The organism is Streptomyces bambusae, from assembly GCF_019400985.1.
Taxonomy (GTDB): domain Bacteria; phylum Actinomycetota; class Actinomycetes; order Streptomycetales; family Streptomycetaceae; genus Streptomyces; species Streptomyces bambusae_A.
Window position 1 is genome coordinate 1 of record NZ_WTFF01000108.1, and the last position, 22462, is coordinate 22462.

Consider the following 22462-nt stretch of genomic DNA (forward strand, 5'->3'; position numbering starts at 1 on the left):
CCGCCCTGCTGGGCACCCGGGCCGCCGGGCGCGCCACCGGGACCGCCCGCACCGCCCGGGCCGGGCTTGCGGCCGCCCTGGGCGACGTCGACCGGGAGCATGACGAGCGCCGTGGTGCCGCCGGAGTCGGAGGGGCGCAGCTGGATGCGGATGCCGTGTCGCAGGGACAGGCGGCCGACCACGAACAGACCCATGCGGCGGGAGACCGAGACGTCCACGGTGGGCGGCGAGGCGAGCCGCTCGTTGATCGCGGCGAGGTCCTCCGGCGACAGGCCGATGCCGGTGTCGTGGATCTCGACCAGCACGCGGCCGTCGGGCAGCGCGTGACCGGTGACCTTGACCTTGGTCTGCGGCGAGGAGAACGAGGTCGCGTTCTCCAGCAGCTCGGCGAGGAGGTGCACGAGGTCGTTGACGACCCGGCCGGCCACGTCGGTGGACGGGACCGCGGCGAGCTCGATGCGCTCGTACTGCTCCACCTCGGACGCGGCGGCGCGCAGGACGTCGACCAGCGGGACCGGGCGGGTCCAGCGGCGGCCCGGCTCCTCGCCCGCGAGGACGAGGAGGTTTTCGCCGTTACGGCGCATACGGGTCGCGAGGTGGTCGAGCTTGAAGAGCGAGGACAGCTGGTCCGGGTCGGCCTCGCGCGACTCCAGCTCGGAGATGAGCGAGAGCTGGCGCTGGATGAGGCCCTGGGAACGGCGCGAGAGGTTGGTGAACATCGCGTTGACGTTGCCCCGGAGGAGGGCCTGCTCGGCGGCGAGGCGGACCGCCTCGCGGTGCACGTCGTCGAAGGCCGCGGCCACCTGGCCGATCTCGTCGCGCGAGTGCACGCCGACGGACTCCACGGAGGTGTCCACGTCCTGCGGGTCGCTCTCGGAGAGCTGCTTGACGAGCTCGGGCAGGCGGTCCTGGGCGACCCGGGTCGCGGTGTCCTGGAGGCGGCGCAGGGAGCGGATCATGGACCGGGCCATGATGAACGCGCCGACGAGCGAGACGCCGAGGACGAGGAGGATCAGCGCACCGTTGATGATGGCGTCGCGCTGCGACTCGTTCTTGAGCTCGCGGGCCTTCTGCTCCATGTCCTCGAGCAGCGTGAGCTCGATGACCTTCATCGCCACGAGCTTGGTGTCGTCGGCGTCGTACCAGTCCATCCAGGACCGGTTCTTCTCCTTGAGGAACTGCCCCTGGGTGCTCAGCACACGGCGGGCGTAGTGGTCGGCGCTGCCGACCTCCGCGTTGCCGTCGCCGAGGGACTGCAGGAGCTCCTCGGCCTTGCCCTGGTAGACGAGCTCGAAGGTCTTCTTCGACTGGCTCTCACCGCGCAGCGCGGAGAAGGCGTACAGCCGGTCGTTCTCCTCCAGCTTGCCCTGCCGGTCGCCGCTCTCGGGGAGCGAGGCGGCGATGATGGCGCGCTGGATGGACGCGTACTCCTTGGCGGAGGAGAAGGCCGCCAGGGCGCGGGTGCGCTTGATCATCTCCGGGCTGGAGGTGGCCTGGGCCATGTCCTGGGAGAGCGAGAGCAGCGAGACGATCAGCGCGTTGTACTCGGTGACGGTCTGCTGGGCGCCGTTCTGGTACGCCTTCTTGCGGATGTCCTCGATGCCCGAGAGCTGGCGGCCGATCTGCAGGACGTTGTTGCGGATCGACTTGAGGGTGTCGTCAGAGCCCTCCTGCGTGTCGATCTTGTCGGTCGCCGCGGCGAAGGCCGCCATCGCGGTGTCCGTCTGGTCGCGCACACCCTGGACGAGGCTGTTGGGCCGGCCCGACCTGTCGTTCGTCAGCGGACCCGCGGACTTGTCCCGCTCCTCCTGGAGCATGGCGGCCAGGTTGGTGGCCTGCCGGGTCATCGTCGTCAGGAGCTGCATGTGCTCCAGCTGATCGATGTTGTTCAGCGAGTCGTTGATACGGAAGCCACCCAGGGTGGTGGCGGCGACGACCGGCAGGGTCAGCAGCGACACCAGTCGCGTGCTGATGCGCCAGTTCTGCATGTGCAGACGCGAGGTGGACCCACCGGGGGCCTTGGGTATCGCCTGGTCCAGCGGGGCGGGTTCGTCCGTCGCCGCGGCGGGCTTGTTCCTGCCCTTGGCCTTGCCCTTGCCCCTGCCCTTCGCCTGAGCGGCGGAGGCGTCGGGGCCGTTGCCGGGGCCGCCGGCGGCCGGGCCGCGGTTCTGGGCGTGCTGGGGTGAGGCACCACGGTCGGTCCCGCCGCGCGGCTCCTGCTCCGCCGCAGCTTCCCCGCGGCCCTGGCGGGCCGGGGCAGACCCCGCGCCATCCCTCTTGAATCGTCCCTGCACTAGCGTCGCAACCTCTGGACCAGGCGTCCCGCCGGGTGAGCGGAGGGACGGTGTCGAATCGCGGGGCGTCGGCGGCCCCATGGTGGTCTTCGGTGACCGGCGCGGCTCCCCTTTCCGTAGGCCGCGCGCGGCGGTTCAGCACCCCTTGCGCGCCGGGTGACACCCGCGGCGGTCCCGCGAATTCCAGCACAGTGCTCGATCTCCAACAAGGTGCGCGGGCCCGTACGGAGCGTTGGACACGCCGCGTGACGGAAGGGCTACGCGATGTGGAGGCGGTTTCCGGGTGAATCGGGCGTACTGGGATCTACGGACAAGATCGTCCAGGTGTCCCAGTCGTAATGATCAGCAGCGGAATGGCGCATTCAGTGGCGCAATGTCCGTTTCGTGGACCCGGGTTGACCAGGTGTTATGTCCGTAATGCCCGCTCGCTGGTGAGCAAACTCACATGCTCGTGGCCAATACTTCCTGGTTCTGGCGGGGAATCGGATGTTTAGCCTGAGCCTTTACAGGGATGGCCCATCCGACAACCGCCCCGTGACCGAGGAACCCGATACCCCGATGAAGACGACGATGATGTTCCGCAACATAGCCAACCCGCGCCGCACCACCCTGGCCCACCTGAAGGACGCCGAGGAACTGCAGGCGCCCGAGGCCCCGGAGCACGCCGTCGAGCTGCCCACCCAGACCGCCAACCCGCGCCGCACCGTCCTGATGGACGCGCCCGCCCCCGCCGCGCAGTAGGCGCTCCGCCGCCCGGGGAGACGTACGCGATCAGGTCCTGCCCGCCGCGTTAGCCTGGAGTCCGCAGACTCCAGCCAGCGGACATCCAGAAGGGGCAGACGCAACACGTGCGCATCGCCAGGTTCTCGATCGACGGCAACGTCGCCTTCGGCGCGGTCGAGGGCGACAGCGCCCCCGGCGCCGAAGGCGAGCTCGTCCTCGACATCATCAAGGGCATCCCGTTCGGCGACTTCGAGCTCTCCGGGACCAAGGTCCCGCTGAGCAAGGTCCGCCTGCTGCCGCCCGTGCTCCCCAACAAGGTCGTGGCCATCGGCCGCAACTACACGGAGCACGCGGCGGAGCTCGGCAACGAGGTCCCCGACGTCCCGATCACCTTCTTCAAGCCCTCCACCTCGGTGGTCGGCCCGGGGGACCCGATCGCCTACCCCTCCTTCTCGCAGGAGCTCCACCACGAGGCCGAGCTGGCCGTGGTCATCGGCCGCATGTGCCGCGAGGTGCCCCGCGAGCGCGTCAAGGACGTGATCCTCGGCTACACCTGCGCCAACGACGTCACCGCGCGCGACGTCCAGCAGCGCGAGAAGCAGTGGGCCCGGGCCAAGGGCTTCGACAGCTCCTGCCCGCTCGGCCCCTGGATCGAGACCGACCTGGACCCGGGCGACCTGGCCATCCAGTGCACCGTGAACGGCGAACAGCGCCAGCTCGGCCGCACCAGCGAGATGATCCGCCCCATCGAGGACCTGATCGTCCACATCACCGAGGCCATGACGCTGCTCCCCGGCGACGTCGTCCTCACGGGGACCCCGGCCGGAGTCGGCCCCCTCAACGTCGGCGACGAGGTCGCCGTCACCATCGAAGGCATCGGCACTCTCACCAACAAGGTGATCAAGCGTGGCTAACGCGACCCCCGTCCGCGTACGTTTCTGTCCCTCCCCGACCGGCAACCCCCACGTGGGCCTGGTCCGCACCGCCCTGTTCAACTGGGCGTTCGCCCGCCACCACGGCGGCACGTTCGTCTTCCGCATCGAGGACACCGACGCGGCCCGCGACTCCGAGGAGTCGTACGCCCAGCTCCTGGACTCGCTGAAGTGGCTCGGCTTCACCTGGGACGAGGGTCCCGAGGTCGGCGGCCCGCACGCCCCGTACCGGCAGTCCCAGCGGATGGACATCTACGCGGACGTCGCGAAGAAGCTGCTCGACGGCGGGTACGCGTACCACTGCTACTGCACCGCCGAGGAGCTCGACGAGCGCCGCGAGCTGGCCCGCCGCGAGGGCCGCGCCTCCGGCTACGACGGCATGTGCCGCATCGTGACCGACGAGCAGAAGGCCGCGTACGAGGCCGAGGGCCGCACCCCGATCGTGCGCTTCCGGATGCCCGACGAGCCGATCACCTTCACCGACCTGGTCCGCGGTGAGATGACCTTCACCCCGGAGAACGTGCCGGACTACGGCATCCTGCGGGCCAACGGCGCGCCGCTGTACACCCTGGTCAACCCGGTCGACGACGCGCTCATGGAGATCACCCACGTCCTGCGCGGCGAGGACCTGCTCTCCTCCACCCCCCGCCAGATCGCCCTGTACAAGGCGCTGATCGAGCTCGGCATCGCCAAGGAGATCCCCGCCTTCGGCCACCTGCCGTACGTCATGGGCGAGGGCAACAAGAAGCTCTCCAAGCGCGACCCGCAGTCCTCGCTGAACCTCTACCGCGAGCGCGGCTTCCTGCCCGAGGGCCTGCTGAACTACCTCTCGCTCCTCGGCTGGTCCTTCTCGGCCGACCAGGACCTGTTCTCGATCGACGAGATGGTCGCGAAGTTCGACATCGCCGACGTGAACGCCAACCCGGCCCGCTTCGACCTCAAGAAGTGCGAGGCGATCAACGCCGAGCACATCCGCCGGCTCGACCCGAAGGCCTTCGCCGAGGCCTGCACCCCGTGGCTGCGCGCCCCGCACGCCCCGTGGGCGCCGGAGGACTTCGACCAGGCCGCCTGGGAGGCCATCGCGCCGCACGCCCAGACCCGTGTGACCGTCCTGTCGGAGATCACGGCCAACGTGGACTTCCTCTTCCTGCCCGAGCCGGTCTTCGACCAGGCCTCCTGGGACAAGGCGATGAAGGGCGAGCCGGCGGCCCTGCTGGCGACGGCCCGCGAGAACCTCGCCGCCGCCGACTGGACCTCCGCGGAGGCCCTGAAGCAGGCCGTCCTGACCGCCGGCGAGGCCCACGGCCTCAAGCTGGGCAAGGCCCAGGCCCCGGTCCGCGTCGCCGTCACCGGCCGCACGGTGGGCCTGCCGCTGTTCGAGTCCCTGGAGATCCTGGGCAAGGACCGCACCCTGGCCCGCATCGACGCGACCCTGGCGAAGCTCGCCGGCTGACCCGTCGGCTGAGTCGTTCGTCACGTCCGACAGGCCCTCCATCACCCGAACCGGGTGATGGAGGGCCTGTCGCGTTGTAGCGTCGGTCACATGCCGATCAGCGCCGTGCTCTGGGACATCGACGACACCCTCTTCGACTACACCGGTGCCGACACCGCGGGACTGGCCCGCCATCTCGCCGAGCAGGGGCTCGGCGGGCGGTACGGGAGCCCGGCGCAGGCCCTCGTGCGCTGGCGGGAGGCCACCGACCGGCACTGGGCGCGCTTCGCCGCCGGTGAGACGGGCTTCGAGGAGCAGCGGTGGGACCGGGTGCGGGACTTCCTGGAGCGGCCCGCCATGGCCGATGAGGAGGCCGCCGCCTGGTTCCAGGGCTACCTGGAGCACTACGAGGCCTCCTGGGAGCTCTTCCCCGATGTGTTGCCCGCCCTAGAGGCCCTCGCCGGCACGCACCGGCACGGGGTGCTCTCCAATTCGAGCCTGCCCAACCAGGACCGCAAGCTGCGCAGCCTGGGCCTGCGGGAACGTTTCGAGGTGCTGGTGTGCGCCGCCGAACTCGGGGTCAGCAAGCCCGAGGCCGGGGCCTTCCTGGCCGCCTGCACGGCACTGGGGCTGGAGCCGGGCGAGGTGGCGTACGTGGGGGACCAGCCGGAGATCGACGCCCGCGGGGCCAGGGACGCCGGGCTGGTCGCCGTATGGCTGGACCGCACGGGCGGCCGGGGTCGCACTCCCGAGGGCGTGCACCGGATCGAGGACCTCGCGCAGCTCCCGGAGCTGCTGGCCGGGCATACCCGTTTTGGAGCACGGTCAGGCATCCGGTAATGTTCTTTCTGCGCCGCCGGGGCGGGCCGAAAGGCCGGAAGCCACGGAGGCGCCACTCAGAACGAAACCCCCTACGGAGGGTTGAGTTTTGGTGGGGTATGGTGTAATTGGCAACACGGCTGATTCTGGTTCAGTTGTTCTAGGTTCGAGTCCTGGTACCCCAGCGCAGTGCGCATGCAGTGCTTGCCCCCGTTGTGTAGCGGCCTAGCACGCCGCCCTCTCAAGGCGGTAGCGCCGGTTCGAATCCGGTCGGGGGTACAGATCCTTCCCGCGAGGTCTCCTGGGTAGCTCCCGGACACCTCGATGCAGGATCGCTAGGGCCCCCGTTGTGTAGCGGCCTAGCACGCCGCCCTCTCAAGGCGGTAGCGCCGGTTCGAATCCGGTCGGGGGTACCAACTGGTTTATACCACCAGTGGCCTATGGTGTAATTGGCAGCACGACTGATTCTGGTTCAGTTAGTCTTGGTTCGAGTCCAGGTAGGCCAGCTGATCTGGAAGTTCTCAGATCTTGCCCCCGTTGTGTAGCGGCCTAGCACGCCGCCCTCTCAAGGCGGTAGCGCCGGTTCGAATCCGGTCGGGGGTACGCACAGGAAGGACCCTCCGTGATGATCACGGAGGGTCCTTCCGTTTGCGTGCGCTTCTGCATGCGACCGCCCGAAAGCCAGCGCCGTCCCGGTGTCGCCTGAGATCATCCACAATGATCGGGGAGGACGAGGGGGGCCGGGCATTGAGCAATTTCCATGAGGTCGCCAGGCTGCGCGCCAATGAGGCACAGGTGCTCGTAGAGCGCAGTCTGCTACTCGGTGCCGTGTATCTCGCAGGCTATGTGGTGGAGTGCAAACTCAAACACCTCCTCCACCTCCGCGGGATCCGCTTCTCCCGCAGGGGTGCCGAAGGGCACAACCTCCGCGGACTGTGGGACTCGGCCGGCTTTCCCGCGGCCAGAGGCCACGCGGCGCTGTTCCTGGAGCACTGGGGCACGGAGCTCCGGTACGAGACGCAGCTGCCGAAGGGCACCGACCCGCACGACCTGCTGAAGGGCGGCCGCGAGCTGGCACAGTGGGTGACGAGGCGGATCCGGCAGGCGGAGTCGAACCGGAGCGGCAAGGGCCGGGGAAGCCGATGATGAGGGAGAGTGCGCAACACATGGCCGAGCAGTACTCGCATCCGGAGATCCGGTCAGCGGTCCTTTCCGTGCTTCCCTCCGCCGACGTCACGGTGGTGTCCGATCCTGGAGGGCTTGTGGTCCGTGTGGTGTCGCAGGACATCGACGGCTGGGACGAGGCCACCCGGAAGGACCGCGTCGTTTCCGTGATGCCCCCGACGCTGGCGGATCGGGTGTACTCCTGGGAGATCCTCACGCCCTCGGAGGCGGAGTGGTACGGCGAGCTGAGCGACGGGCAGTCGCCCGTTCCCGGCTGGCAGGCAGCCCTGGACCGTGCATCGAGGGGGGACGTTTCGGAGATCACCTTCGCCAGCGACCTCGACGATGACCTCGAATCGGCGCCCGTGGTCACGTTCTACAGCCTCAAGGGCGGCGTGGGACGCAGCACGGCACTCGCGGCGGTGGCCCGCAAACTGAGCGGCGAGCACGGCTTGAAGGTCGTGTGCATCGACATGGACCTGGAAGCGCCGGGCCTCGACACCCTGTTCGGTATCGAGGACCGGGTCGAACCGGACCAGGGAGCGGTGTCGGCTCTCCTGCAGTACGAATTCGCGGCGGACTGCCCCGTCCTCGACCACGTGCTTCCGGTGGACGACTCGGGACGCCTCTACTGCATGCCCGCGGGACGGCTCGGAAGCCAGTACGCGGCGCAGCTGCGTTCACTGGAGCCGGAGATCTGGTACCGGGAGCGCATCAACGCACTTCACCGACTGATCGACGACGTGCGTGGATCGAACCTGCGGCCGGACGTCATCCTCATCGACTCCCGGACCGGGGTGAGCCCGGTGGCCGCCCCCCTGCTCTTCGACGTCTCCGACATGGCCGTCGTCTGTTTCCACCCCCACGGCCAGGCCCGCAGCGGCACGGAACTGCTGACGCGGGCCCTTCTGCGGTCGACCACGCGGCGCCGGGCGGAGCGCCCCCTCACGCCGGAACCGAGGTTCGTCGTGTCGCCGATGCCGCCGGGCATCAGTGCCACCCGGCTGGCCGAGCGCGCCAAGACCTGGGTGGAGGGGTGGCTGGACCCCCTCGCCGCGGGCCGGCACGACGCTCCTCCCCTGAGCCCGGAGGAGATCACCCACGTGGTGCCGTACAACCCGGACGTCGCGTTCTCGGACACGGTGGCCACCAGCCAGGGGCAGCTGGCGCCCTACGCTCGAATCGCCGACTGGATTCTCCAGATCGTTCCCGAGCCGGCGCCGGAACGGGCCGGGCAGCGCCAGTCGTCCGAGCGCAAGGCGGCGGCCCTCCGGCAGCTGTCCTTCTCCACCGGTACCGCGGAGTCCTTGGACAGTGCGGATTTTCTGCAGGACTACGTGGTGACGCGCCAGGTGAACGAGACCGCGGATCCGCAGGTCCCGCTGATCCTCGGACGCAAGGGCACGGGCAAGACGGCGCTCTTCCGGTGGCTGGCTGCCGGGCGGCTCGAGGGGTGGACTCCCGTACTCGTCACCACGCCGCAGCTTCGTGAGCGCCCCGACTGGTCATTCAGTCCGGACGCCTACAAGGCAGTGGAGGGCGTGCTGAACGCCGAAGGTCTGGAGTGGGGGAGCTTCTGGCAGGTTCTCGTCGCCCTGGCCGTCTACCGGACCCAGGAGTTGCCCTCCGAGCTGGACGCACCCCATCCGGCCATGGAGCACGTCGACGACGGCGAGTTCGCCACCGTGAGGTGCGTCGCAGAGGTCCTGCGCGACCCCATGGGCCCCCTGGCGTGCGGGGAATGGCTGCGTCGGTTCGACGTAGCCCAGGACTCGGGACTGCTGTTGCTGTTCGACGGCCTCGATACCGCCTTCGGCCATTCCGCGGACGCGCGCAGAACCCGCGCTTCTGCGATCTCCGGGCTGCTGATGAAGCAGGCGGATCTCGCTCCGAGGCTCGAGAAGGTCCGATTCAAGATCCTCGTTCGCCTCGACATCTGGCAGGGCCTGCGCTTCGAGAACAAGAGCCACTTCTTCGGTCTGTCGAAGCGACTGCAGTGGGAAGAGCGCGAAGAGTACTTCAAGGTCGTTCTCAAGCGGGCGATCCGGGCAGACGCCTTCCGGCTCCTCCTCGAGGAGACCGACAAGGCGCTGGTCGATGCCGACGTGGCCTCCTGGAGCCCTGAGCAAGTGGCACTCGCCTGGAACGCCCTCGTCGGAGAGCGCATGCGCGGCGAGCGCACCGCATTCACTGCCAACTGGGTGTGGAACCGGCTTGCCGACGGCAATGGGGACCACTCGCCGCGAGCCCTGCTGCAGATCTTCGCCGCTGCCTTGAAGTGGGAGCGCGACGAGGAGAGGCGCAGCAGCTACGAGCGGTCGGTCCTGCGTCCGCGCAGCCTTGCCGTGAGTCTGGAGGAAGTCAGCGAACAGGCGCTGTCCGCCCTGCTGGACGAAGAGTTCCAGGAGCTCCAGGGCCTTGCCTCGGTCCTGCGTGACTACGGACGCACCCCGGTCGCGGAGGACCACCTCGAAGCCAATCTCTCGGGCGTGCAGGAAGACCTCGTCGGCCTCGCGCAGGAGGTCGGGCTGCTCGCTCCCATGGAGAGCGACAGCTCCACGCGCCTGTTCCGGGTGCCGGACCTCTACCGGTGGGGCTTGGGTGTCACGCGGCGAGGCCCCATCTGACCTCGGCCGCCCGCAGCCGACTGCGTGCTCCGGCGGCGGAGGACGCGTCTGAGTGCCGGGCCGCGGACAGCGGTACGCGTCTGCGGGGCCCGGCGGGCACGAAGAAGGCCGGGGGCGCCTGACTGGACGTGTGCGGCGTCGGGGGCGCCCCCGGCCGGGGACGGGGGAGTGGGAGGAATTGCGGGGGCGAGGGTCAGCCGGCGCGGCGGAGGGCTTCCGAGAGGCGGGCCGCGGCGTCGATCACCGCCTGGGCGTGCATCCGGCCCGGGTGCCGGGTCAGCCGCTCGATCGGCCCGGAGACCGACACGGCGGCCACCACGCGGTTCGAGGGGCCCCTGACGGGCGCCGAGACGGACGCCACGCCGGGCTCCCGCTCGCCGATCGACTGGGCCCAGCCGCGGCGCCGTACGCCCGACAGGGCCGTCGCCGTGAAGCGCGCCCCCTGCAGGCCCCGGTGGAGCCGCTCGGGCTCCTCCCAGGCCATGAGGATCTGCGCGGAGGATCCCGCCTTCATCGTCAGCGTGGAGCCCACCGGGACGGTGTCCCGCAGGCCGGACAGCCGCTCCGCGGCCGCCACGCAGATGCGCATGTCTCCCTGACGACGGTAGAGCTGCGCGCTCTCGCCCGTCACGTCACGGAGGTGGGTGAGTACCGGTCCCGCCGTGGCCAGCAGGCGGTCCTCACCGGCCGCGGCGGCAAGCTCTGCCAGCCGCGGACCGAGGATGAACCGGCCCTGCATGTCCCTCGCCACCATCCGGTGGTGTTCCAGTGCCACGGCCAGGCGATGTGCCGTGGGTCGTGCGAGCCCTGTCGCCGCGACCAGCCCGGCGAGGGTGGCCGGACCGGACTCCAGTGCGCTCAAAACCAGAGCTGCCTTGTCGAGAACGCCGACGCCGCTAGAGTTGTCCATGCAACGATATTCACGTCTCACACTGTGAAACGCAAGTTCAAATTTCCCGGGAACTTGCGAAGGTGGTGTTGCGGGCGCCGGTCGGCCCGCGACACGGGCTTCGAGAAGTGCCGACGCAGACGTCGGCCGGAGGGAAAGCGATGGGTAGGACACTCGCGGAGAAGGTCTGGGACGACCATGTCGTCCGGCGCGCAGAGGGCGAGCCCGACCTCCTCTTCATCGATCTTCACCTGCTGCACGAGGTGACCAGCCCGCAGGCCTTCGACGGGCTGCGGCACAGCGGTCGCAAGGTCCGCCGGCTCGATCTCACCATCGCGACCGAGGACCACAACACCCCCACCCTCGACATCGACAAGCCCATCGCGGACCCGGTCTCCCGGGCCCAGCTGGAGACCCTCCGCAAGAACTGCGCCGAGTTCGGTGTCCGGCTGCACCCGCTGGGCGACGTCGAGCAGGGCGTCGTCCACGTGGTGGGACCGCAGCTGGGCCTGACCCAGCCGGGCACCACCGTGGTCTGCGGCGACTCCCACACCTCCACGCACGGTGCCTTCGGCGCCCTGGCCTTCGGCATCGGAACCAGCCAGGTCGAGCACGTCCTGGCCACGCAGACGCTGCCGCTGGCCCGCCCGAAGACGATGGCGATCACCGTCACGGGCGAGCTGCCCGAGGGCGTCACCGCCAAGGACCTGATCCTGGCGATCATCGCGAAGATCGGCACCGGCGGCGGCCAGGGCTACGTCCTGGAGTACCGCGGCGAGGCCATCGAGAAGCTCTCGATGGAGTCCCGCATGACCATCTGCAACATGTCGATCGAGGCCGGCGCCCGGGCGGGCATGATCGCGCCGGACCAGACCACGTTCGACTACCTCGAGGGCCGCGACCACGCCCCGCAGGGCCAGGACTGGGACGACGCGGTCGCCTACTGGAAGACCCTGCGCACCGACGACGACGCGGTCTTCGACGCCGAGGTCGTCATCGACGGCGCCTCGCTGTCCCCGTTCGTCACCTGGGGCACCAACCCGGGACAGGGCGCGCCGCTGTCCTCCGCCGTCCCCGACCCGGCTTCGTACGAGGACGCTTCGGAGCGCCTGGCCGCCGAAAAGGCCCTGGAGTACATGGGGTTGACCGCCGGGCAGCCGCTGCGCGACATCAAGGTCGACACCGTCTTCGTAGGTTCCTGCACCAACGGCCGCATCGAGGACCTGCGTGCGGTCGCGGGCGTCATCGAGGGCCGCAAAGTCGCCGACGGCGTACGGATGCTGGTCGTCCCCGGCTCCGTCCGGGTCGCCCTGCAGGCCGTCGAGGAAGGCCTGGACAAGGTCTTCAAGGAGGCCGGCGCCGAATGGCGGCACGCGGGCTGCTCGATGTGCCTGGGCATGAACCCCGACCAGTTGGCCCCGGGCGAGCGCTCCGCGTCCACCTCCAACCGCAACTTCGAGGGCCGGCAGGGCAAGGGCGGGCGTACCCACCTGGTCTCCCCGCAGGTGGCCGCGGCCACCGCGGTGCTGGGCCACCTGGCCTCGCCCGCCGACCTGACCGACGCCCCCGCGACCGCCGGAGTCTGATCACCCATGGAAGCCTTCACCACGCACACCGGCCGGGCCGTCCCGCTGCGCCGCAGCAACGTCGACACCGACCAGATCATCCCGGCCCACTGGCTGAAGAAGATCACCCGCGACGGGTTCGAGGACGGGCTCTTCGAGGCCTGGCGCAAGGACCCCGAGTTCATCACCAACCGCCCCGAGCGCCAGGGCGCGACCGTCCTGGTCGCCGGCCCCGACTTCGGCACCGGCTCCTCCCGCGAGCATGCCGTGTGGGCGCTGCAGAACTTCGGTTTCAAGGCCGTCATCTCCTCGCGCTTCGCCGACATCTTCCGCGGCAACTCCCTCAAGAACGGCCTGCTGACCGTCGTTCTGCCGCAGGAGACCGTCGACCGGCTGTGGGCGCTGACCGAGGCCGACCCGACCGCCGAGATCACCGTCGACCTCGTCGCCCGGCAGGTCCGCGCGGAGGGCGTCGAGGCGGAGTTCGAGCTCGACGACAACGCGCGCTGGCGGCTGCTGGAGGGTCTGGACGACATCTCCCTCACCCTTCAGAACGAAGCCGACATCGCCCGGTACGAAAGCGCCCGGCCCGCGTTCAAGCCGCGCACGATTGCCCTGTGATTCAGGTCTGATCAGCGCTTATCCACCTTCGGGTGATCACCCGCCGCGCACTGCGCCCCCCGCCCTCCGGCGGGGGGCGCAGGCGTTTGTTGAGGCCCTGTGAGGCGACAACTCGCCCCAGATGGCACAATCTGTGCATGGAACGCGACAGTCAACTCGAGCTCTACGAACTCGTCGCGGACCGGTTGAAAGAAGCACACGCAAGGGTGCGCTCACTGCAAGTCCCGGAGGGCGTAAGGATGGCGCTGTCCCGGAAGCTGTTGGTCGTCACGGCCGCGGCGAAGCACGATCTCGCCGATGCGGCAAGGCGCCTGGACAGGTTGATGAAGGACCTTGACGAGGGTCGATTCCCTGAAGGCGACTGATGCGAAGGAACTCCGCAACGGTCCATACCGTTGCGGCACTAGGGTGATAAGCCCGTTTCGTGTTTGATTTGCGGTATATATCCGCCTAACGTGCGAAATAAGCTTGAACACATTCGTTCTGGCGATGTCTCCGAAGGGGAAGACGTGAACAAGGCGCAGCTCGTAGAAGCGATTGCCGACAAGCTCGGCGGCCGCCAGCAGGCCGCTGACGCTGTCGACGCCGTACTCGACGCGATGGTCCGCGCGGTGGTCGCGGGCGACCGGGTCTCGGTCACGGGCTTCGGCTCGTTCGAGAAGGTGGACCGTCCGGCCCGGTACGCCCGTAACCCGCAGACGGGTGAGCGCGTGCGGGTCAAGAAGACCTCGGTACCCCGCTTCCGCGCCGGTCAGGGCTTCAAGGACCTGGTCAGCGGCACCAAGAAGCTCCCCAAGGGTGACGAGGTGGCCGTGAAGAAGGCGCCCAAGGGCAGCCTGATGGCGGCGGCCGCCGGCGGCCGCGCGACGGTCAAGAAGGCCGCGGCCAAGAAGGCCGTCGCGAAGAAGGCGGCGCCGGCCAAGAAGGCGGTCACCGCCAAGACCGCCGCGGCGAAGAAGGCCGTCGTGAAGAAGACCACGGCGGCGGCGAAGAAGACGACGACGGCCGCCAAGAAGACCACGGCGGCGGCGAAGAAGACCACGGCGGCCAAGACCACCGCGGCCAAGAAGGCCACCGCCAAGAAGACGGCGCCGGCCAAGAAGGCCGTCGCGAAGAAGGCGCCGGCCAAGAAGACGACGGCACGCAAGACCACCACCGCGAAGAAGACCACGGCCCGCAAGAAGTAGGGCCGCTCGTCACACACGCCGGGCCGGCTTCCCCACCGGGGAAGCCGGCCCGCGGTGTCCCGGCCCGGTCCCGGAAGGCCCGTGTGGAAGGCCCGTGCGGAAGGCCCGTGCGGAAGGCCCGTGCAGCAGGCCCGCGCAGAAGGCCTGCTCAGAAGGTCTGCAGGGTGATCAGCGTGATCCGCAGCGCCGACCCCTCGCCCTCCGTCTCGATCCGCACCCGCTGCCCCGGGCGCAGCATCCGCAGGCCGCCCGCGTCGAACGCCGGGGCCTCGAAGCGGACCGGGGTGCCGTCGTCCAGCAGCACACTGCCGCTGCGGGTCTGGGAGTCGTACGTGTACGCGGTCGCCTGCATACGGGCACTGTATCGGGCGGTGTAGGCGCCCAGGCCGAGGGTCGCCGCCGCCCGCAGGTCCGCCCCCGTGTCCACGTCCCGCCGCACGCTCTCCACGTCCGGCCGGGCGATTTCCACCGCGCCCGACGCCGAATGCCGGACCCGTGACGGACCCCCGAACGCGGGTGCCAATTCCGTCTCCGGAGCCGCGGAAAGCAGTGTCGTCCCGATTCCCGCCGCATCCGCCAGAAATGCCCGCGGAAATCCTTCCGCCGTTTCGAGCACGCGTAGCAATTCCACCGGCCGAAGTGACGGCAGATCGGCGTTCATCGCCGCCACCGCCGCCCGCGGCCGCCCCGCGCGCACCGCCCGCGCCCCGTGGGCCAGCGCCGCGTTGAGCCCGCCCGCCGGGGCGTCCGGCAGGATCCGCGCCCCCAGCACCGCCAGTTCCGCCCCGGCCAGCGGATCGTCCGTGACCACCACCACATCCCGCACCGCAGCGCAGGCCAGCGCCCCCGCCACGGTGTCCTGCGCGAACGCCAGGGCCAGCCCCGGCCGGTCCGCCCCCACGGCAGCGGCCAGGCGGCTCTTGGCCACCGAGAGCGGCTTCAGCGGCACCACCAGGCTCCAGACGCCGTCCGTGGCCCTCCCCCTTCGCTCGTACACGTGTCGGGCCATTGTCACCCCCCTCAGAGCGGCCCGTGGGCCCGCCGGCGCGAGCGGGGCGTACGGTGTTCTCGACACAGGCCGGACCCGGGGCGACACTTGTCCGGCCCACCGGATGCTCCTCATCCGCATCCGGCAGAAGAAGGAAGGTGCACGCGTGTCCCGCCGCAGAATCGGCTTCTGGTACCGCCTGGCGGCGGTCATCGCAAAACCGCCGCTGGTAGTGCTGTTCAAGCGGGACTGGCGCGGAATGGAGCACATGCCGGCGGACGGGGGATTCATCACCGCCGTCAACCACAACTCGTACCTGGACCCGCTCTCCTACGCGCACTACCAGTACAACACCGGCCGGGTGCCCCGCTTCCTGGCGAAGGCCGCACTGTTCCGGACCCCCTTCGTCGGGTCGATCCTGCACGGCACCGGGCAGATCCCCGTCTACCGCGAGACCACCAACGCCCTGGACGCGTTCCGGGCCGCCGTGGACGCCATCGAGCGCGGCGAATGCGTGGCGATCTACCCCGAGGGCACCATCACCCGCGACCCCGACGTGTGGCCCATGGCCGGCAAGACCGGCGCCGCCCGGATCGCCCTGCTCACCAAGGCCCCCGTCATCCCCGTGGCCCAGTGGGGCGCCAACCTGGCGATGCCGCCGTACGCCAAGGAGAACAAGGTCAGCCTGTTCCCCCGCAAGACCCTCCGGGTGCTCGCCGGGCCGCCCGTGGACCTCTCGCCGTACTACGACCGCGAACCCACGCCGGAGGTCCTCAAGCAGGCCACCGAGACCATCATGGCGGCCATCACGGAGCTGCTGGAGGAGCTGCGCGGCGAGCAGGCGCCCGCGCAGCCGTACGACCACCGCAAGGCCAGGGCGGAACAGCGGCGCAAGGCCGCGGGGGAGGGCACGAAGTGACACGTCCCGTGAAGGCAGCCGTCTTCGGAACCGGCTCCTGGGGTACCGCGTTCGCCATGGTGCTGGCCGACGCCGGCTGCGATGTGACCCTGTGGGCCCGCCGCCGGGAACTCGTCGACGCCGTCAACGCCACGCACACCAACCCGGACTACCTCCCCGGCGTGGAGCTGCCCCCGAACGTGCGCGCCACCACCGACCCGGCCGAGGCCGCGGCCGGCGCCGACTTCACGGTCCTGGCCATCCCCTCCCAGACCCTGCGCGGCAACCTCGCCGAGTGGGCGCCGCTGCTGGCCCCCGACACCGTGCTCGTCTCCCTGATGAAGGGCATCGAACTCGGCACCGCCAAGCGGATGAGCGAGGTCATCGAGGAGGTCGCCAAGGTCCCCGCCCACCGCGTCGCCGTGGTCACCGGGCCCAACCTGGCCCGCGAGATCGCCGCCCGGCAGCCCGCGGCCTCCGTCGTCGCCTGCTCCGACGAGGCCGTCGCCCAGCGCCTCCAGGCCGCCTGCCACACCCCGTACTTCCGCCCGTACACCAACACCGACGTGGTCGGCTGCGAACTCGGCGGAGCGGTCAAGAACGTCATCGGCCTCGCCGTCGGCATCGCCGACGGCATGGGCCTGGGCGACAACACCAAGGGCTCCCTCATCACCCGCGGCCTGGCCGAAACGACCCGGCTGGGCCTGGCGATGGGAGCCGACCCGCTGACCTTCTCCGGCCTCGCCGGACTCGGCGACCTGGTCGCGACCTGCTCCTCGCCGCTCTCCCGGAACCACACCTTCGGCACCAACCTGGGCCGCGGGATGACCCTGGAGGAGACCATCGCGGTCACCAAGCAGACCGCGGAGGGGGTCAAGTCCTGCGAGTCGGTGGCCGATCTGGCCCGCCGCCACGGGGTCGACATGCCGATCACCGACACGGTCGTGGACATCGTCCACAACGGCAAGCCGCCGCTGCTCGCGCTGAAGGACCTGATGGCCCGGAGTGCGAAACCGGAACGCCGCTGACACCTTCCCGTGCCACCGAGCGGGTAGTCTCAACGCGATATGAGCAGCGAGACCTCCTCCCAGAGCCCTGAGCAGCAGCGTCGCAAGCCGCGCGTGGCCGTCGTGTTCGGCGGCCGCAGCTCCGAACACGCCATCTCGGTCGTCACGGCGGGCGCCGTTCTGCGCTCCATCGACCGCTCCAAGTACGAGGTGCTGCCCATCGGCATCACCACCGACGGCCGGTGGGCGCTGACCGCCGACGAGCCGGAGCGGATGGCCATCACCGACCGCAAGCTCCCGAGCGTCGCCGAGCTCGCCGAGTCCGCCGAGGGCGGCGTCGTGCTCCCGGTCGACCCCGCCAACCGCGAGGTCGTCTACACCGAGCCCGGCGCCGTGCCCAAGGCGCTGGGCGAGGTCGACGTGGTGTTCCCGATGCTCCACGGCCCGTACGGCGAGGACGGCACCCTCCAGGGCCTGCTGGAGCTCTCCGGCGTCCCGTACGTCGGCTCGGGCGTGCTCGCCTCGGCCGTCGGCCAGGACAAGGAGTACATGAAGCGGGTGTTCACCTCGTTCGGGCTGGCCGTCGGCCCGTACGTCACCGTCCGCCCCCGCGAGTGGGAGCTCGACCCCGCCGCCGCCCGCAAGAAGATCGTCGACTTCGCCGGCGAGCACGGCTGGCCGCTGTTCGTGAAGCCCGCCCGGGCCGGCTCCTCCATCGGCATCACCAAGGTCGACGACCTGGCCGGCCTGGACGAGGCGATCGAGGAGGCCCAGCGCCACGACCCGAAGATCATCGTGGAGGCGCTGCTGCGCGGCCGCGAGATCGAGTGCGGCGTCCTGGAGTTCGAGGACGGCCCGCGCGCCAGCGTCCCCGCCGAGATCCCGCCCGTCTCCAGCCACGACTTCTACGACTTCGAGGCGAAGTACATCGACTCCGCCTCCGGGATCGTGCCCGCCCCGCTGACCCCCGAGCAGACCGCGCAGGTGCAGCGCCTGGCGGTCGACGCCTTCGAGGCGGCCTCCTGCGAGGGCCTGGTGCGTGCCGACTTCTTCCTCACCGAGGACGGCACCTTCGTGATCAACGAGATCAACACCATGCCCGGTTTCACGCCGATCTCGATGTACCCGCGGATGTGGCAGGAGACCGGCGTCAGCTACCCGGAGCTGGTCGACCGCCTGATCCAGGCGGCCCTGCGCCGCTCCACGGGCCTGCGCTGAGCGCTCCGCGGGAGGCGTGGCAGCAGGACCGCGCGCCGTCCGCGGCCGGTCGCGCCCACGCGACGGAGCCGCTGTCGATGCAGTCCCGCGCCCTGACGGGGCGCGGTCACGCGGCACACGCCGGCGATGGCGCCGACACCCGTGGACGCACCGAACCGCCCGCCGGATTCCGTCCGGCGGGCGGTTCGGTGCGCGGTCAGCGGCCGGTGCGCGTTCAGCAGTCGCTGCGCGTTCAGTAGTCCGCGATCCCCTCCGGGACGGTCTCGGCGACAGCGGCGGAGAGCCCGACCAGCATCCCCGCCTCGGTGGCGTGCGCCTTGTCGACCACGACCTCGGTGTACGCCCGCCGCATCCCGGTGGTGAACCTGAATCCGCCGCCCTCCTGCTCGGAGAGCGGCTCCAGCAGCCAGGCCACCCCGTTGACGTGGATGCCCTCCTGCTGCGGATCGGCCATCTTGGGGGGCTTGGGGATACCGCACCGCAGTACGATCGCCGAGCCGCCCCACGCGGCGGTCAGGTCGGAGTCCGGCTCGGTCGTGCTCCGCTCCAGACCGGCCACCCGATCGGGGAGCTTCCTGTGCAGCGCGGCACAGAGCCCCGCGACCTCGGTGGGCGGCGCGGGCGGAGGATCCACCCGGGCCGTGACCGTGCCCGGGGCACAGCCCGCGAGGGCGAGCAGGACCATCAGGGCGGGCAGACGGAGGGGCCGGCGGTGGAGGGACATCACCGGCCAAGACTAGACGGGGGCTACAGATGGACCACCGGGCAGGTCAGGGTGCGGGTGATCCCTTCCACCTGCTGGACCTTGGCGACCACCATGCGGCCGAGCTCGTCCACGGTGTCGGCCTGGGCCCGCACGATCACGTCGTACGGCCCCGTCACGTCCTCGGCCTGGATCACCCCCTGGATCTGGGAGATGGACTCGGCGACGACGGACGCCTTGCCCACCTCGGTCTGGATGAGGATGTACGCCTGTACCACGGAACCTCCAGGACGGCCACGAGGAGCATTTCCCCTACCCTCGGGGTGGGATGTCCCGGGGGCGAAGGGACGCCACGGTACCGCGTCGCCGCCCGCCACGGGGAGACCCGGGTGATCGACGGCGCGCGCTGCGGGGCGTACGGAGAGCAGAAGTTGACGTATCTGTTGACGGTACCCAGAGCTGTGACGGCTCGCGACCGCAAGCTGACTGGGCCAGAAGGAGCACAGCGATGAAGGGCACTGTGGGCGAGCTGGGAGAGTTCGGGCTCATCAGGGAGCTCACCTCCCGGCTCACCACCACCCCGGCGGTCCGGCTGGGGCCCGGTGACGACGCCGCGGTGGTGTCGGCCCCCGACCGGCGCGTCGTGGCCAGTACGGACATCCTGCTGGAGGGCCGGCACTTCCGGCGCGACTGGTCCACGGCCTACGACGTCGGCCGCAAGGCCGCCGCCCAGAACCTCGCCGACATCGCCGCCATGGGCGCCGTGCCCACCGCACTGCTGCTGGGCCTGGTGGTGCCGGCCGAACTGCCGGTCACCTGGCCCACCGAGCTGATGGACGGCCTGCGCGACGAGTGCCAGGTCGCCGGCGCCGCCGTGGTCGGCGGCGACGTCGTCCGCGGCGACACCATCACCGTCGCCATCACCGCCCTCGGCGACCTGCGCAACCACGAGCCGGTCACCCGCTCCGGCGCCCAGCCCGGCGACGTGGTCGCCGTCACCGGCTGGCTCGGCTGGTCCGCGGCCGGCTTCGCCGTGCTCTCCCGCGGCTTCCGCTCCCCGCGGGCCTTCGTCGAGGCGCACCGCCGCCCCGAGCCGCCGTACCACGCGGGCCCCGCCGCGGCCGGGCTCGGCGCGACCGCCATGACCGACGTCAGCGACGGCCTGATCGCCGACCTCGGGCACATCGCCGAGGCGAGCAAGGTCCGCATCGACGTCCGCTCCAGCGCGGTCGACATCCCGACGCAGATGCACGACATCGGCCAGGCCGTCGGCGTGGACCCGCTGCAGTGGGTGCTGACCGGCGGGGAGGACCACGCGATCGTCGCCACCTTCCCGCCGGACGTGAAGCTGCCCGCCCGCTGGAAGGTCATCGGCGAGGTCCTCCACCCCACCGCGCAGCCCCAGGTGACCGTGGACGGCGCCCCCTGGACCAGCACCGCCGGCTGGGACCACTTCGGCGGTGACCCCGCCGAGGAGCACGTGCGATGACGCCCGCGCCCGCGCTGTGCCTGACCGTCGCCGGATCGGACTCCGGCGGCGGCGCGGGCATCCAGGCCGACCTCAAGACGATGCTGGCGCTCGGCGTGCACGGGATGAGCGTGCTCACCGCCGTGACCGCCCAGAACTCGCTCGGGGTGCACGGGGCCTGGGAGCTGCCCGCCGAGGCCGTCACGGCCCAGTACCGGGCCGTCGCCGACGACATCGGGGTGGACGCCGTCAAGACCGGCATGCTGTCCTCCGCCGCGCTGGTGGAGACCGTGGCGGGGCTGCTGGCCGGCACCCCCGCCCCGGCCGTCGTGGACCCCGTGGGCGTCTCCAAGCACGGGGACGCGCTGCTGGCCGCCTCCGCGCTGGACGCCGTACGCAAGGAGCTGCTGCCCCGCGCCACCGTGGCCACGCCCAACCTGGACGAGGTGGAGTGGCTGACGGGGGTGCGGGTGGCGACCGAGGACGCCATGCGGCGGGCCGCCGACGCCGTCCTCGGGTACGGCCCGCGCTGGGTGCTGGTCAAGGGCGGGCACCTGGGCGCCGGGCACGAGGCCGTGGACCTGCTCACCGACGGCGCCGAGCAGCTGTGGCTGCGGGCGCCCCGGCACGACAACCGGCACACGCACGGCACGGGCTGCACCCTGGCCAGTGCGATCGCGGCGGGGCTGGCGAAGGGGCTGGCGGTACCGGCGGCCGTGACGGCGGCCAAGGAGTACGTCACCGGAGCCATAGCCGCCGGCTTCCGGCTCGGCGACGGGATCGGCCCGGTGGACCACGCCTGGCAGTGGCGGGGCCGGGCATAGAGAAGTCCGGCGCGGGCGGGCGCGCGCACGGGTTCACGCGCGCCCGCACCGACCGTACGCAGGCAAGGCAAAAGGCCGGTCCACCGAGGTGGACCGGCCTTCCTGGCAACCGAGAAGGGCTGCGCTACGACGGGAGCGTCAGCGCGAGACCTTGCCGGCCTTGATGCACGAGGTGCAGGCGTTGAGGCGCTTCGGCGTCCCACTGACCACGGCACGAACGCGCTGGATGTTCGGGTTCCAGCGACGGGACGTACGGCGGTGCGAGTGCGAGATGTTGTTGCCGAAGCCCGGCCCCTTGCCGCAAACGTCGCAGTTGGCAGCCACAGGTCACTCCAAAGACTTCAGATGCACTTACGGTTATTTCCGGCGCACCGGAATCAGAGATCTGAAGTGGCTTGCCGGGGGAATGGCCCGACTCTCGTCGGGCAACCGGAGCAGCATACAACGGCTGCTCCCGTTCAAGAAAACTACCATGGACCCCGCTGCCGCCGCCCCGGCCTTCGTTACCCTGCGGTGAACCCCAGCCCGCACGAGGAGGAACGCCCGGTGCCCCACGAGTCGCACACCCTCGACGCCGACGCGGTGCGCACGTGGAGTTCGCTGGCCGTGGCCGCCCTCGGGCAGGCCCGCGCGGACATCGACGCCATCAACGTCTTCCCGGTCGCGGACGCCGACACCGGCACCAACCTCTACCTGACCGCCGAATCCGCCGCCCGCGAGGTCGAGGCCGCCCGCGCCCGGGTGACGCACGGCACACCGGAGGCCTCCCTCGCCGCAGCGGTACGGGCGTACGCGCACGGCGCCCTCATAGGGGCCCGGGGGAACTCGGGCACGATCCTCGCCCAGCTGCTGCTCGGGATGGCCGACGTCCTGGGCACGGACGGCAGCACCGGGACCGGGACCGGGGTCGATGCCGATGCCGATGCCGATGCCGTTTCCAGTGCCGGACCGGGCGGGCGGCTGGCGCGGGCCCTGGCCCGGGCCGCCGAGTCCGCCTACGAGGCCGTCGCGCACCCCGTCGAGGGCACCATGCTCACCGTCGCCCGGGCCGCCGCCGAGGCCGCCGGCACCGCCGTGCGGAGCGCCGGCGCCGCCCATGACCC

At 70.6% G+C, this 22462-nt stretch carries 21 protein-coding genes, 5 tRNA genes and 1 pseudogene; 21 read left to right on the forward strand and 6 right to left on the reverse strand.

Annotated features, from left to right (window positions below; genetic code table 11):
• Nucleotides 1–2294: sensor histidine kinase (locus GPJ59_RS16720; protein WP_308120333.1), on the reverse strand; the 2294-nt coding region annotated here is incomplete at its 3' end.
• Nucleotides 2295–2852: 558 nt separating this feature from the next.
• On the opposite strand from GPJ59_RS16720, the gene GPJ59_RS16725 reads away from it, so the two are divergent.
• The 11 genes from GPJ59_RS16725 (at nucleotide 2853) to GPJ59_RS16775 (ending at nucleotide 9991) form a co-directional block, all read left to right on the forward strand.
• Nucleotides 2853–3035 (forward strand): hypothetical protein, encoded by a 183-nt coding sequence (locus GPJ59_RS16725; RefSeq protein ID WP_219667962.1) that lies wholly within the window; start codon nucleotides 2853–2855, stop codon nucleotides 3033–3035.
• Between the two features lie 107 nt (nucleotides 3036–3142).
• Nucleotides 3143–3931, forward strand: a complete 789-nt coding sequence (locus tag GPJ59_RS16730) for a fumarylacetoacetate hydrolase family protein (RefSeq protein ID WP_219667945.1) — start codon at nucleotides 3143–3145, stop codon at nucleotides 3929–3931.
• Entirely contained in the window at nucleotides 3924–5402 is a 1479-nt protein-coding gene (gene gltX, locus GPJ59_RS16735) for a glutamate--tRNA ligase (protein WP_219667946.1), read from the forward strand. Before GPJ59_RS16730 ends, gltX begins: the two co-directional genes overlap by 8 nt.
• A 90-nt stretch (nucleotides 5403–5492) precedes the next feature.
• Nucleotides 5493–6221 carry an HAD family hydrolase gene (locus tag GPJ59_RS16740; protein WP_219667947.1) on the forward strand — a complete coding sequence of 243 codons (729 nt, stop codon included), beginning with the start codon at nucleotides 5493–5495 and terminating at the stop codon, nucleotides 6219–6221.
• A gap of 92 nt (nucleotides 6222–6313) precedes the next feature.
• Nucleotides 6314–6385: transfer RNA gene (locus GPJ59_RS16745), tRNA-Gln, on the forward strand.
• Between the two features lie 21 nt (nucleotides 6386–6406).
• A tRNA-Glu gene (locus tag GPJ59_RS16750) sits at nucleotides 6407–6479 on the forward strand.
• A 61-nt stretch (nucleotides 6480–6540) separates the two neighbouring features.
• A tRNA-Glu gene (locus tag GPJ59_RS16755) sits at nucleotides 6541–6616 on the forward strand.
• 18 nt (nucleotides 6617–6634) lie between these two features.
• A tRNA-Gln gene (locus GPJ59_RS16760) sits at nucleotides 6635–6706 on the forward strand.
• A gap of 24 nt (nucleotides 6707–6730) precedes the next feature.
• Nucleotides 6731–6803 (forward strand) — tRNA-Glu (locus GPJ59_RS16765).
• A 225-nt stretch (nucleotides 6804–7028) separates the two neighbouring features.
• The gene (locus GPJ59_RS16770; protein WP_219667948.1) at nucleotides 7029–7346 is read left to right on the forward strand and encodes a hypothetical protein; all 318 of its coding nucleotides are present in this window, start codon (nucleotides 7029–7031) and stop codon (nucleotides 7344–7346) included.
• A gap of 20 nt (nucleotides 7347–7366) precedes the next feature.
• Nucleotides 7367–9991, forward strand: a complete 2625-nt coding sequence (locus GPJ59_RS16775) for a tyrosine-protein kinase family protein (protein WP_219667949.1) — start codon at nucleotides 7367–7369, stop codon at nucleotides 9989–9991.
• A gap of 193 nt (nucleotides 9992–10184) precedes the next feature.
• Here GPJ59_RS16775 and ndgR read toward each other — a convergent pair whose 3' ends face one another.
• Nucleotides 10185–10901 (reverse strand): IclR family transcriptional regulator NdgR, encoded by a 717-nt coding sequence (gene ndgR / locus GPJ59_RS16780; RefSeq protein ID WP_150951308.1) that lies wholly within the window; start codon nucleotides 10899–10901, stop codon nucleotides 10185–10187.
• A 140-nt stretch (nucleotides 10902–11041) separates the two neighbouring features.
• Here ndgR and leuC point away from each other — a divergent pair, with 140 nt between their 5' ends.
• The 4 genes from leuC (at nucleotide 11042) to GPJ59_RS16800 (ending at nucleotide 14253) form a co-directional block, all read left to right on the forward strand.
• Nucleotides 11042–12466 (forward strand): 3-isopropylmalate dehydratase large subunit, encoded by a 1425-nt coding sequence (gene leuC / locus GPJ59_RS16785; protein ID WP_219667950.1) that lies wholly within the window; start codon nucleotides 11042–11044, stop codon nucleotides 12464–12466.
• Between the two features lie 6 nt (nucleotides 12467–12472).
• Nucleotides 12473–13066, forward strand: coding sequence for a 3-isopropylmalate dehydratase small subunit (leuD, locus tag GPJ59_RS16790; RefSeq protein ID WP_219667951.1), 594 nt, complete (start codon nucleotides 12473–12475; stop codon nucleotides 13064–13066).
• A gap of 137 nt (nucleotides 13067–13203) precedes the next feature.
• The gene (locus tag GPJ59_RS16795; RefSeq protein WP_219667952.1) at nucleotides 13204–13431 is read left to right on the forward strand and encodes a hypothetical protein; all 228 of its coding nucleotides are present in this window, start codon (nucleotides 13204–13206) and stop codon (nucleotides 13429–13431) included.
• A gap of 144 nt (nucleotides 13432–13575) precedes the next feature.
• Nucleotides 13576–14253, forward strand: coding sequence for an HU family DNA-binding protein (locus GPJ59_RS16800; protein WP_219667953.1), 678 nt, complete (start codon nucleotides 13576–13578; stop codon nucleotides 14251–14253).
• 364 nt (nucleotides 14254–14617) lie between these two features.
• Here GPJ59_RS16800 and cofC read toward each other — a convergent pair.
• A pseudogene (gene cofC / locus GPJ59_RS16805) lies at nucleotides 14618–15262 on the reverse strand (2-phospho-L-lactate guanylyltransferase); the annotation flags it as partial.
• A 145-nt stretch (nucleotides 15263–15407) separates the two neighbouring features.
• Here cofC and GPJ59_RS16810 point away from each other — a divergent pair.
• The 3 genes from GPJ59_RS16810 to GPJ59_RS16820 are packed head-to-tail and all read left to right on the forward strand — an operon-like array spanning nucleotide 15408 to nucleotide 18364.
• Nucleotides 15408–16160, forward strand: coding sequence for a lysophospholipid acyltransferase family protein (locus GPJ59_RS16810; RefSeq protein ID WP_219667955.1), 753 nt, complete (start codon nucleotides 15408–15410; stop codon nucleotides 16158–16160).
• A complete protein-coding gene (locus tag GPJ59_RS16815) occupies nucleotides 16157–17167 on the forward strand; it encodes an NAD(P)H-dependent glycerol-3-phosphate dehydrogenase (protein ID WP_219667956.1) in 1011 nt (336 codons plus the stop codon). The genes GPJ59_RS16810 and GPJ59_RS16815 overlap by 4 nt, the downstream gene beginning before the upstream one ends.
• Nucleotides 17168–17206: 39 nt before the next feature.
• Nucleotides 17207–18364, forward strand: coding sequence for a D-alanine--D-alanine ligase family protein (locus GPJ59_RS16820; protein WP_219667957.1), 1158 nt, complete (start codon nucleotides 17207–17209; stop codon nucleotides 18362–18364).
• A gap of 232 nt (nucleotides 18365–18596) precedes the next feature.
• Here the strand turns inward: GPJ59_RS16820 and GPJ59_RS16825 are convergent, their stop codons facing one another.
• Together GPJ59_RS16825 and GPJ59_RS16830 are read right to left on the reverse strand one after the other, a co-directional pair.
• Nucleotides 18597–19088 (reverse strand): DUF3515 domain-containing protein, encoded by a 492-nt coding sequence (locus GPJ59_RS16825; RefSeq protein ID WP_219667963.1) that lies wholly within the window; start codon nucleotides 19086–19088, stop codon nucleotides 18597–18599.
• 23 nt (nucleotides 19089–19111) lie between these two features.
• The gene (locus GPJ59_RS16830; protein WP_219667958.1) at nucleotides 19112–19345 is read right to left on the reverse strand and encodes an Lrp/AsnC ligand binding domain-containing protein; all 234 of its coding nucleotides are present in this window, start codon (nucleotides 19343–19345) and stop codon (nucleotides 19112–19114) included.
• Nucleotides 19346–19575: 230 nt separating this feature from the next.
• Between GPJ59_RS16830 and GPJ59_RS16835 the strand changes: the two genes are divergently transcribed.
• Together GPJ59_RS16835 and thiD are read left to right on the forward strand one after the other, a co-directional pair.
• A complete protein-coding gene (locus GPJ59_RS16835) occupies nucleotides 19576–20556 on the forward strand; it encodes a thiamine-phosphate kinase (protein ID WP_219667959.1) in 981 nt (326 codons plus the stop codon).
• Nucleotides 20553–21359 (forward strand): bifunctional hydroxymethylpyrimidine kinase/phosphomethylpyrimidine kinase, encoded by an 807-nt coding sequence (gene thiD, locus GPJ59_RS16840; protein WP_219667960.1) that lies wholly within the window; start codon nucleotides 20553–20555, stop codon nucleotides 21357–21359. The genes GPJ59_RS16835 and thiD overlap by 4 nt, the downstream gene beginning before the upstream one ends.
• Before the next feature lie 138 nt (nucleotides 21360–21497).
• Here thiD and rpmB read toward each other — a convergent pair whose 3' ends face one another.
• Entirely contained in the window at nucleotides 21498–21683 is a 186-nt protein-coding gene (rpmB, locus tag GPJ59_RS16845; protein WP_064070327.1) for a 50S ribosomal protein L28, read from the reverse strand.
• Between the two features lie 189 nt (nucleotides 21684–21872).
• Between rpmB and GPJ59_RS16850 the strand changes: the two genes are divergently transcribed.
• Nucleotides 21873–22462 (forward strand): DAK2 domain-containing protein (locus tag GPJ59_RS16850; protein WP_308120334.1); only part of this gene is annotated, 590 nt, incomplete at its 3' end.

Excerpts from the sequence above, each read along its gene's own strand:
- thiD (WP_219667960.1), top strand. The coding sequence starts at position 20,553 with ATGACGCCCGCGCCCGCGCTGTGCCTGACCGTCGCCGGATCGGACTCC.
- ndgR (WP_150951308.1), bottom strand. The coding sequence starts at position 10,901 with ATGGACAACTCTAGCGGCGTCGGCGTTCTCGACAAGGCAGCTCTGGTT.
- GPJ59_RS16820 (WP_219667957.1), top strand. The coding sequence starts at position 17,207 with ATGAGCAGCGAGACCTCCTCCCAGAGCCCTGAGCAGCAGCGTCGCAAG.
- GPJ59_RS16725 (WP_219667962.1), top strand. The coding sequence starts at position 2,853 with ATGAAGACGACGATGATGTTCCGCAACATAGCCAACCCGCGCCGCACC.
- GPJ59_RS16835 (WP_219667959.1), top strand. The coding sequence starts at position 19,576 with ATGAAGGGCACTGTGGGCGAGCTGGGAGAGTTCGGGCTCATCAGGGAG.
- GPJ59_RS16825 (WP_219667963.1), bottom strand. The coding sequence starts at position 19,088 with ATGTCCCTCCACCGCCGGCCCCTCCGTCTGCCCGCCCTGATGGTCCTG.
- leuD (WP_219667951.1), top strand. The coding sequence starts at position 12,473 with ATGGAAGCCTTCACCACGCACACCGGCCGGGCCGTCCCGCTGCGCCGC.
- GPJ59_RS16775 (WP_219667949.1), top strand. The coding sequence starts at position 7,367 with ATGGCCGAGCAGTACTCGCATCCGGAGATCCGGTCAGCGGTCCTTTCC.
- leuC (WP_219667950.1), top strand. The coding sequence starts at position 11,042 with ATGGGTAGGACACTCGCGGAGAAGGTCTGGGACGACCATGTCGTCCGG.
- GPJ59_RS16795 (WP_219667952.1), top strand. The coding sequence starts at position 13,204 with ATGGAACGCGACAGTCAACTCGAGCTCTACGAACTCGTCGCGGACCGG.
- GPJ59_RS16740 (WP_219667947.1), top strand. The coding sequence starts at position 5,493 with ATGCCGATCAGCGCCGTGCTCTGGGACATCGACGACACCCTCTTCGAC.